This window comes from Blautia wexlerae, from assembly GCF_013300825.1.
Taxonomy (GTDB): domain Bacteria; phylum Bacillota; class Clostridia; order Lachnospirales; family Lachnospiraceae; genus Blautia_A; species Blautia_A wexlerae_B.
Window position 1 is genome coordinate 1 of the sequence record NZ_JAAIMY010000055.1, and the last position, 9,312, is coordinate 9,312.

The window sequence follows — 9,312 nt, forward strand, 5'->3', positions numbered from 1 at the left end:
AAGAACCGCGGGACACGCGGGGATAGCCTGTTTTAGCTTTGCCCTGAAGGGCAATTGAGCAGGAAGCTCCCACTTCAAAATCTGTAAGATTTAAGTGGCGAGAGCATGTCACTTGATTCATCAACAAATAAGTTATTAAATGATTTTCAGCAAAAGAAAGAACAGGAATTGTTAGATGTTATTTTGCAAGATGATCATTCTATAACATTGGAAATGGTAAATGATGTAGAGTTTATCATCAATTTTGCACGAGCAAAAGAGGCAGTGCAAAGGTTGGCAACGACCGATAAAGTTGAGTATTTTGGAAATCTTATACGAAATGGTTATTTGCAGGGGAAACATATAGATGGTAGTATTTTTGATGAATATATTCACATATTGAATACTATGTCGTATAGAGAAATACAATATTTAGTTGAATACAAAAAATATTGTGAAGATTCATCTAAAAGAGGTAAATCAACGAAACACATAAATGGCAGAACATATAGCAACAAATACGAATCGTTTTGCAATGAATATTCAAAGCAAATAAAGGTATCTCCAGGAGAAGTTGATTACGTGTTCTTACATATTAAACAAACGGGATTCATTGAGGAAGAATTTGAAACAGAGTCTGGAGATGTAGATGAAAATGATAATACATTTGACTCATTGGATGTTGAAAGTAAGGGATATTATATAACAAAAGAGTTTCTGGATTTTTATGAAATGGTTTTGAAAAGAAATGAAAATAATGGATAAATAAAAAGCTACTTCTGTGAGGTTGACTTGCAGAAGTAGCTTTTTTTTAGATATTGGAGGGGGTAATAAATAAAGTTAATTGAATATCCAATCATCAAAAAGGGCACAAAAAACACCGTATTTCTACGGTGCGTTCTGTCAGATATATTCTGTTTTATGATAGCAGAAAACTGGAATTCACAGTTCTTCCATCCTTCCCATCTTCAGCGCCATAACAAGAGTTCCGGCTGCCATCACAAAGACACCAATTTCAATCACATAGATGGGAAGAAGCGCCGGACCTGCCACGGCAAAGAAGTCCACGATAAAATGAATCCCATATGCAAGAACCGCTGTAAAAGCCGCTGTCCTGCATTTGCCTGCCTTTACCGCCCGGTAGATCAGCAGTGACAACCCGATATGCAGAATGATGGCACTGATTCTTTCGATTCCGCTTACAAAAAAGAGTGGTGCCGGTGTTGTCCATAGGGCCGACAGCTGTGACACGGTCTGGTTTGCAGACTCAGCAGGAAGTGCCGCCAGCGTATTCTGCATGGCTCCGCTGTTGATCATCAGCATGGACACAAGATTGCTGATTCCGGAGAGTCCTCCGATCAGAATGGCCTCCACACCGCCATGCCCGATTCCATACATCAGTGCATTTGGAAAATCCAGCCATTTCTTCATCCAGAACTTCATGGCAATCAGTCTTCCGGTCTCTTCAAAAACCGCTGCAGCCAAAGCCGCGTACACATAGTAAAGCCATGGCCTGCTCTGTGCGTTCAGTCCGCAGAACTGAATGACAAGAACATGCAGCAGCTGCTCCAACAGCATGGCAAACAGCAGATAGGTTCCTGCTCCGATAAAGAACGAGGAAATCCTTGCCTTAAGCTTCACCCTTCCTGCAATGAACAAAGCAATCGGTACCCCCATCGAGAGGACAACGGAGCAGATAACTCCCGCTATCGCCAGACCTGATATTGTGTTCAATTCCATCTTTATACCTCCCTGATTCTCAAAAAATTCCTTTGTTGTATTTGAACTGTCCATACAATATAAAGCCTAATCCGACAATAACTGCTGGAAGAATGATATAATCTATAATTATTTCACTCCAAAACGAAACAATAAAACCTAATACAAGAGATATTCCTATAATCAGCGTTCCTGTGCCGACTGTTTTTCCATACTTTGGTATATCTTCTTCCTTTACTTTTCGCCTGTTATAAGAGTGAATTGTGCTGATATTGCCTTTGATATTTACAATTCCAACAACAGATATGAACACTCCCAAAATCAACATTATAATATTTTCCATAATGACCTCCTAAAAATAGAATAGTTCCTCAAATTTTTTGTCCAATGCAATACAAAGAATTAGAGCCAATTTTGCAGTTGGATTAAACTGTCCTGTTTCAATAGAACTAATGGTATTTCTTGATACCCCTACCATTTCTGCAAGCTGAGCTTGAGAAAGATTTGCTTCTGTGCGAACTTCCTTTAAGTGATTTTTCAGTTGTAATTGTTCTTTCATATTCTCACCTCTAAAAGATGGCTAACAAATCCAACAAATGCCAAAATGGAAAGCACAAAAAACAGAACAGTCAAGACCAAATCGCTCTTTCGCTTCATTTTGATAAAACGAACTAACCATTGTGTTGCAATAATGCTGAAGTATATAACCCACGGACTGTAAATCATAGTATGAGCAAGCACAGAAGATAACAGCGAAAGCAAACAACACACTAAAGCACCAACTCTGCTTGCGTGACTTCCGGCTTGATATACCACTTCCATTTCAGCCAAGTCCTTATTGCGATGTTCTTTTCTGCTTGCATTTAAGATTTCGTCTTTTTTCATAAAAACACCTCCATACCAAGTTTTCTTGTCAATAGAGTTCATAAAAAAGTTACAACCGATATAAGAGATAACTTTTCTACCACTTCGATTATGCGTTAGATTGGAATCTTGCTAGTGTGAAGTATTATATAACCAAATTGAAGGAAAAGAATTATCTGAAGAGGCAGGGAAGTAGCCAAAAAGGGAAATGGGTGATATTAACAAAACGAGATTGACACTTGTATCAATTCGTGTTAAACATATGAAATGTAAGGAGGAGAGAAAGATGCCCTTGACGGAATGACACGGAGTTGATCAATGGATATTTGCAGTCAATGAAGTCAAATATTCGAGAAATCATTCGTTATATGGATGATACGACACTTGAAAAATCAAATGATAAAAAGAAAGATAAACAGGAATCTACGAGTGCCATACCAGAGGAAATGCAGGAATTTGTGAATCTGACAATTACAGAGCATATGGGAAAAGCGTATTCGGAATGGAAGTTAAATCAGGATAAAGAGTCAGTAAGTGAGATTGAAAAGAAATACCAGGAATTACTGGAAACGTTATCCCCAGAACAGGAAGAAGTGATTACGGAATACTGTAATGCAATTTTCAGCAGTGGAGCAGATACAGAAGAGTTTTTCTATCGGTTGGGATTAAAAGATGGACTGAATCTAAAAAATACGGTAAAATCTGTATTAGAAATGATATCGTGAAATCGAGATTTGTAAGAATAAAAAGGATAAAGAAATGAGGGTTCAACAACTAAAATATATTTTGAAGGTAGCAGAAGTTGGCTCTATTACCGAAGCGGCAAAACTGCTTTTTATATCACAGCCAAGTCTGTCCAATTCCATCAAAGAAACGGAAAAAGAGGCTGGTATTACCATTTTTCTTCGCAGCAGAACCGGAATTACTCTGACAAAAGATGGTGCTGAATTTCTCGGTTATGCTCGTCAGGTGATACAGCAGATGGAACTGCTGGAGGATCGGTATGTTACAAATCTTCCGGGAAAAGTGACATTTGGAGTATCTTCTCAGCACTATACTTTTACGGAAAACGCTTTTGTGGAGTTAGTTAAGCGTTTTGGACAGAAACGATACGCTTTTTATTATAATGAAACCGGAACACATCAGATATTGGATGATGTGAAAAATCGCGTCTGTGATTTAGGCATCCTTTATGTATCGCATGAAAACGAAGTCGTCATGCGGAAAGTGATAGAGGAAAACCATCTGGTGTTTACCGAGCTATTTTCAGCAAAGCCTCATGTTTTTTTACAAAAAGATCACCCATTAGCATCGAAAAAAGTAGTTTCCGTCCATGACCTTGCACCTTATCCGCGGCTAAACTTTGTACAGGGAGAGTATGAATCTGTCTATTTTTCAGAGGAACTATTCAGCTCCATCCCGGTGGATAAGGAAATCCGGGTCAATGACAGAGGGGCTATTGTCAACTTCATGCTTGGACTGAATGCCTATACTATTTCAAGTGGCATTTTCCCGAAATATTTGAACGGAGAAAATATCATCTCCGTTCCGCTTGCAGAAAATGAAACAATGCATATTGGATATGTGCTGAATGAAAATCAGGAATTAAGTGAACTTGGAAAAAGCTATCTGGAAGAATTACGGAAATATGCTCCAGCCAATCCATAGTCATAGGCTATGGATAATCATATAAAATAGGTGTTATGTATGTACCGCTGTTTGCTGATATAATAGCAGCAGAAAGGTGGTTGATGATTATGCCTATGGCGGTACTGAGCAATTTTCTGATTTATTGCGTTATAAATGCCTTTACTCCGGGACCGGGAAATATTCTGGCATTAAATACCGTAACAAACTATGGATATAAAAAAGGAAAGCCGTTGTTCTTTGGAATTTTTGCAGGCTACTATGTAGTGCAAATCTTATGTGCAATTTTCGTATATGGGGTTAATTCTTTGCTTCCAAATGTAATGGAAGTGATGAAGTACATCGGAGCAGCCTATATCCTGTGGCTTGCGATTCATATTGTTTTCAGCAAGCAGTCAACAGAAAACGCAGAGCAATCGGCATCGTTTCTGAAAGGCTTCATGCTGCAATTTGTCAATGTGAAAATCTATATGTTCGGAGTTACCGCACTAACGGGTTATGTTGTAGGATATATGTCCTCTTTTCCGGCTTTGCTGTTTTTTGAGCTGGTTATTGCAACAATCGGAACGATCGCAACCTGTACTTGGATTGGCTTGGGCGTACTGATTCAGAAGTTTTATCTGCGGCATTTCCGTGTTATTAACATTATCCTTGCACTAACATTACTGGAGTGTATTTGGGGAATGTTAAGATAATTGTTGCTTTGAGAGCAATTCTAATTAACAAATTCAAGTTGATATTTCACTTATTTTAGGAAATTTAATAACTGTTATAGTTGATTATCAAATTCCTCACAAACCCTTGAAAATACTAAGTTTGTAGCAAGTGAACTTTCCCTTACTCTTTCCCTTGTATTATATTCTCTCATTGGTTTTCATGAACCTTAATATGGGAAAAATTAAGGGAAAGAAAAATTCGTACATAGTATAACATATAACAATAACGACATGGTGAACTGAATGAAATGTTTTCGATATTTAACTCTGTAAATGATTATTAAAAAATGGAGATAAGATACAATGAGAACAATTTATGCAGAATACAACATAAACCACGATAGTATTGATGTTTACACAAGTGCCGGATATATGCTTCGCATTAATTGTTGGGAAGCTGAAAAAAATTTAAAAACCACATATGGATCAGAATGTGCGCTTACTTCATTGGCTGTGGATGAGCCTTTGGAATATGCAAGATTATATCTTGATGGCAATTTACAGATGTGGGTGGATGCAGAAGATTCACTTGAATTATAGGCAATTTAAACAAAAGTTTATATCTGATTTTCGATTATCCATATGAACACTTTACTTTCAAGTATTTTGAGAAATATAGAAAAACGCTAATTTTACCACTAATAAATGAGCCTTGATATGACACTAAAAACAATATGGGAGATAGCACAATATCTGTGTATCTCCCGTTTTTCATTTTTGTAATATAATTACTTCACTCTAATTTTTATATTTTCTTATTTTTCAATAATCATAGGACTTATTTCTAAATCTGCCATAGACTGCTTTGTTTGGTATGGCTTTCGGGATATGATTACACACATCATAGTGTGGATAGTAATAGAGCATAAAACATGTAGAGTAAGGTTGCTACAACTCATATTGCCATATATAATAACTAATGACATCGAAAATTAAAGAAATTGATTAGAAATAGATTTTTGTTTGATAATCTTAAATCAGATATTCACAATGGAGGCATATTTATGGCGCAGAGTATTTTAATTGTAGACGATGAAAAAGAAATTGTATCAATGCTGTATTGCTATTTCAGCAAACTTGGATATACGGTATATACTGCAACAGCAGGAAATGCTGCATTAAAAGAAGTAGAAAAAAAACCTGACATTATTTTGTTAGATGTCAATATGCCAGATATAGATGGATTTACTGTTTGCGAAAGGATACGGGATTATGTTTCATGCCCTATAATTTTTTTAACAGCACGCATTGAAGATAGTGATAAAATAAAAGGATTTTCTATTGGCGCAGACGACTATGTAATAAAACCATTTTCTGTTGATGAATTAGAAGCTCGCATTGCAGCACATCTTCGCAGAGAAAAAAGACACAATATATCTTCAAAGGTGCAATTTGATGAAGATATGGTTATAGATTATTCCTCACGTATTGTGTTTTATCATAATAAGGATATGGCTTTTACCAAAAAGGAATTTGATATAATATCTTTCCTTTCGCAAAACAAAGGAATTGTTTTTGACCGGGAAACTATTTATGAAAAAGTTTGGGGATTAGACGGCATTGGTGATAATACAGTTGTTACAGAACATATCAGACGTATTAGGGCAAAATTTTTATCTTTAGGCGATAGACCTTACATTGAAACTGTTTGGGGGTGCGGATATAGATGGAAAAATTAAAGAGAAGCAGATTGTTCAATCGGTTAAATAGCATGAGTATTAGAATGACCTTTGTTCTTTATGCTTTGTTTTCGTTGTTGATTGGAATAATTATTTGTATACTTTTAATTTCAATGGTTGACAGATACAGAATAAATTTAAACTATAAGTATGAAAATCTGTCAACGAGGTATGATATACCGGAAAATGGCTCATTTACCGCCACTTATAGTAATGACCAAACAAAATACACAATATTTGACACGAAAGGAAACGAGATATGCAAGTTCAATGTTGATTATCAAAAAGAACGCCCAGTACACGAATATGTCTATCCGAACCATGTTTCATATATCGAAGTTTTACCTAATTTTACAAACCGGGATAGGCTTATTGACAGTGCTTTAGGTTCATTAAATATTGCAATTATTCCTATCGTATTATCTATTAGTATGATATGTTGTGTAACATTTTTTTATAAAAAAAAATTATCGAAACCTATTAAGCTATTAACTAATGCGTATCATAAAATTGAAGCAAATGACTTAGATTTTACGTTATCATATCCATTAAATGATGAAATGGGGAAACTTTGTCATGCCTTTGAAAAAATGAAAGACTGTTTGTCGAAAAATAATGAAACTATGTTTCGACAATTTGCTGAACAGCGCCGTCTAAATGCTGCTTTTTCGCATGACTTACGCACTCCTTTGACTTTACTAAAGGGTCATGCTACTATGCTGCTTTCCTTTATTCCCAAAGGCTTAGTATCACAACAAGAAATATTAGATGAAATATCAGTAATGTCAAAAAATATTTCACGTCTTGAAAAATATGTAAATGCTATGACGAACTTATACAGGTTAGAGGATATTGATATTCCACGACAACAGATTACATTTCATTCACTTATTGATAATTTTAATAACACAGCAGAAGCACTTTGTTATGACAAACATTTTTCAATTACTACAAGCGGTAATAATATAACCTTGTTTATCAATTTAGATACAGTCATGCAGATTTATGAAAACTTACTCTCTAATAGTATTAGATACGCAAAAAGTGATATTGCTATTAGCGTAGTAATAGAGAATGATAATTTAGTTATATCTGTTTCAGACGATGGTTGCGGGTTTAAAAATATTGATATTGAAAAGGCGACATTACCATTTTATAAATCATCGAAAGATATAGCTACTGAACATTTGGGGTTAGGGCTGAATATTAGTAAGATTTTAAGTGAAAGACATGGCGGAAATATCCAAATTGCTAATAATAAAGCAGGGGGAGCATGTGTTACAGTGAAAATAAATTGCAATGAAAGTTGATTGAAAATAGACATTTTATTGCTATTATAAATTTAAAAGAAAGGAGATAAGGACAAATGAAAAAAATAATATGTATGTTTCTAACCTTATTGTTATTGGTGTGTATTGTTGGGTGTAGTCAAGCAAAGGACAGTGATAATCATGTAGTACAAGATTATTCCGAAGAATATGAGGTTTCTCCTTATGGAAGTGAAGAAGCGCTTGACACTTTGGGCGATTTGAAGATTTCAATGAGTACAGAAAAGGATTTAGACTTAAAGCACCTTTCATTTCTAATAGAAAATACTTCTGATAAAGAATACCAATATTCACCAGATTATTTTGAAATAGAAGCTGAACAATCCGGCACTTGGTATCAACTTAAACAGCTTGATGACCCCTCAAAGAGCAATGAAAAGGATTGCTTTATTAAGCCTAACGAACGATTAACATTAGAAATTGATGTTAAAAGTTTTTATGGAGAATTGCCTGCTGGACACTATCGTTTGATTAAACAATTTGCGTTCTTTGAAAGTGAAAGAGATTGGGATTACGATACATATAATTTATCTTGCGAATTTACGATAAGGTAAAAATTCTCTACTTCATAAGCATGAAAAAAAACCGCTTATGAAGTAGAAAGTTCTCATGCCATTTTAACGGCGGTTTTGAAATAACAATCAAAACCGCCGTTTTCTTTTGTAAAAATGAGAATACGGAGGGTGTGTTAAAGTCGCCCTTTTTCAAGGATACGGTGGTATCAAGGAGGTATTGCCATGTCCTTTTTTATGTACCATGTGGAGCATATTTATGTCTAGGAAGAAATACAGTAAAGCATTCAAACTAAGGCTTTTAAAAAAGCATAATGAAACAGGCATATCCTACTAGAAATTGGAAAAGGATAATATAATAGCAGGGGACGATGTGTGTTTTTATCCCCTGCTTTTATACGTTTTTTATCATATTTTGATCAATATAGCTTGGTATTTAACTGATTTTTCAAATAACATCTAAGTCCAACATATACTCCTTGCGAAAGTACAAAAAGCAATAGAAGATTTACTGACAGTGTTTTTTTGATGGATTCTCCAAAATAAATGATGACAGCAGCACTTGTCAGTATCATCAGTAGAGTAATAAAATCCCAACAGTTTTTCTTATATAATTCTATAACCTTTATTTCTATCAGTATCACCAGTATCCCTGTTCCTGCTACGCATATTCCGACAACCAATATCAGCAATAACCAATATATGATTCCGGCTATAAACGCATTTGGAATTTTGGTACTAATCTGTGCCGCAGAATGTCCGGCAGCAATCGTCCATCCGATAAAAGTTTGTATGAATGACGCTGCATCATGGAAGAATGATTTACAATCGGAAAGGAACACATCTGACTGTACTGCCTGAAAAAGAG

The 9,312-nt window shown here is 35.4% G+C and carries 13 protein-coding genes; 8 read left to right on the forward strand and 5 right to left on the reverse strand.

Going from position 1 to position 9,312, the window contains the following annotated elements:
* Positions 1-105: 105 nt before the first annotated feature.
* Positions 106-744 carry a hypothetical protein gene (locus G4417_RS15925; RefSeq protein WP_173684177.1) on the forward strand — a complete coding sequence of 213 codons (639 nt, stop codon included), beginning with the start codon at positions 106-108 and terminating at the stop codon, positions 742-744.
* A gap of 177 nt (positions 745-921) precedes the next feature.
* Here G4417_RS15925 and G4417_RS15930 read toward each other — a convergent pair whose 3' ends face one another.
* From G4417_RS15930 to G4417_RS15945, 4 genes are read right to left on the reverse strand one after another with little or no spacing between them, the layout of a single operon-like run.
* Positions 922-1,719, reverse strand: coding sequence for a YhfC family intramembrane metalloprotease (locus G4417_RS15930; protein ID WP_227219045.1), 798 nt, complete (start codon positions 1,717-1,719; stop codon positions 922-924).
* 19 nt (positions 1,720-1,738) lie between these two features.
* Positions 1,739-2,041 (reverse strand): hypothetical protein, encoded by a 303-nt coding sequence (locus G4417_RS15935; protein ID WP_008121271.1) that lies wholly within the window; start codon positions 2,039-2,041, stop codon positions 1,739-1,741.
* 9 nt (positions 2,042-2,050) lie between these two features.
* The gene (locus tag G4417_RS15940) at positions 2,051-2,257 is read right to left on the reverse strand and encodes a helix-turn-helix transcriptional regulator (protein WP_003865061.1); all 207 of its coding nucleotides are present in this window, start codon (positions 2,255-2,257) and stop codon (positions 2,051-2,053) included.
* Positions 2,254-2,583 (reverse strand): DUF6442 family protein, encoded by a 330-nt coding sequence (locus G4417_RS15945; protein WP_005608366.1) that lies wholly within the window; start codon positions 2,581-2,583, stop codon positions 2,254-2,256. The genes G4417_RS15940 and G4417_RS15945 overlap by 4 nt, the downstream gene beginning before the upstream one ends.
* 314 nt (positions 2,584-2,897) lie before the next feature.
* Between G4417_RS15945 and G4417_RS17040 the strand changes: the two genes are divergently transcribed.
* The 7 genes from G4417_RS17040 to G4417_RS15980 all read left to right on the forward strand — a co-directional run bounded on the left by G4417_RS17040 (position 2,898) and on the right by G4417_RS15980 (position 8,486).
* Positions 2,898-3,287 (forward strand): hypothetical protein, encoded by a 390-nt coding sequence (locus G4417_RS17040; RefSeq protein ID WP_243872182.1) that lies wholly within the window; start codon positions 2,898-2,900, stop codon positions 3,285-3,287.
* Between the two features lie 34 nt (positions 3,288-3,321).
* A complete protein-coding gene (locus G4417_RS15955) occupies positions 3,322-4,230 on the forward strand; it encodes a LysR family transcriptional regulator (RefSeq protein WP_026650325.1) in 909 nt (302 codons plus the stop codon).
* 89 nt (positions 4,231-4,319) lie between these two features.
* Entirely contained in the window at positions 4,320-4,904 is a 585-nt protein-coding gene (locus tag G4417_RS15960) for a LysE family transporter (RefSeq protein WP_118521943.1), read from the forward strand.
* 324 nt (positions 4,905-5,228) lie between these two features.
* Positions 5,229-5,465, forward strand: coding sequence for a DUF6061 family protein (locus G4417_RS15965; protein ID WP_008400163.1), 237 nt, complete (start codon positions 5,229-5,231; stop codon positions 5,463-5,465).
* A 464-nt stretch (positions 5,466-5,929) separates the two neighbouring features.
* The gene (locus G4417_RS15970) at positions 5,930-6,604 is read left to right on the forward strand and encodes a response regulator transcription factor (protein ID WP_044944580.1); all 675 of its coding nucleotides are present in this window, start codon (positions 5,930-5,932) and stop codon (positions 6,602-6,604) included.
* A 32-nt stretch (positions 6,605-6,636) separates the two neighbouring features.
* Positions 6,637-7,914 (forward strand): HAMP domain-containing sensor histidine kinase, encoded by a 1,278-nt coding sequence (locus G4417_RS15975; protein WP_237999107.1) that lies wholly within the window; start codon positions 6,637-6,639, stop codon positions 7,912-7,914.
* A 56-nt stretch (positions 7,915-7,970) separates the two neighbouring features.
* Positions 7,971-8,486, forward strand: coding sequence for an immunoglobulin-like domain-containing protein (locus tag G4417_RS15980; protein WP_008400157.1), 516 nt, complete (start codon positions 7,971-7,973; stop codon positions 8,484-8,486).
* Between the two features lie 377 nt (positions 8,487-8,863).
* Here the strand turns inward: G4417_RS15980 and G4417_RS16795 are convergent.
* A partial coding sequence (locus G4417_RS16795; protein WP_243872183.1) for a DUF6040 family protein occupies positions 8,864-9,312 on the reverse strand: 449 nt, incomplete at its 5' end.

Coding starts and splice junctions, on each gene's coding strand:
- G4417_RS15935 (WP_008121271.1), bottom strand. CDS start 2,041: ATGGAAAATATTATAATGTTGATTTTGGGAGTGTTCATATCTGTTGTT.
- G4417_RS15955 (WP_026650325.1), top strand. CDS start 3,322: ATGAGGGTTCAACAACTAAAATATATTTTGAAGGTAGCAGAAGTTGGC.
- G4417_RS15930 (WP_227219045.1), bottom strand. CDS start 1,719: ATGGAATTGAACACAATATCAGGTCTGGCGATAGCGGGAGTTATCTGC.
- G4417_RS15965 (WP_008400163.1), top strand. CDS start 5,229: ATGAGAACAATTTATGCAGAATACAACATAAACCACGATAGTATTGAT.
- G4417_RS15970 (WP_044944580.1), top strand. CDS start 5,930: ATGGCGCAGAGTATTTTAATTGTAGACGATGAAAAAGAAATTGTATCA.
- G4417_RS15980 (WP_008400157.1), top strand. CDS start 7,971: ATGAAAAAAATAATATGTATGTTTCTAACCTTATTGTTATTGGTGTGT.
- G4417_RS15975 (WP_237999107.1), top strand. CDS start 6,637: ATGAGTATTAGAATGACCTTTGTTCTTTATGCTTTGTTTTCGTTGTTG.
- G4417_RS15960 (WP_118521943.1), top strand. CDS start 4,320: ATGCCTATGGCGGTACTGAGCAATTTTCTGATTTATTGCGTTATAAAT.
- G4417_RS15940 (WP_003865061.1), bottom strand. CDS start 2,257: ATGAAAGAACAATTACAACTGAAAAATCACTTAAAGGAAGTTCGCACA.
- G4417_RS15945 (WP_005608366.1), bottom strand. CDS start 2,583: ATGAAAAAAGACGAAATCTTAAATGCAAGCAGAAAAGAACATCGCAAT.
- G4417_RS15925 (WP_173684177.1), top strand. CDS start 106: ATGTCACTTGATTCATCAACAAATAAGTTATTAAATGATTTTCAGCAA.
- G4417_RS17040 (WP_243872182.1), top strand. CDS start 2,898: ATGAAGTCAAATATTCGAGAAATCATTCGTTATATGGATGATACGACA.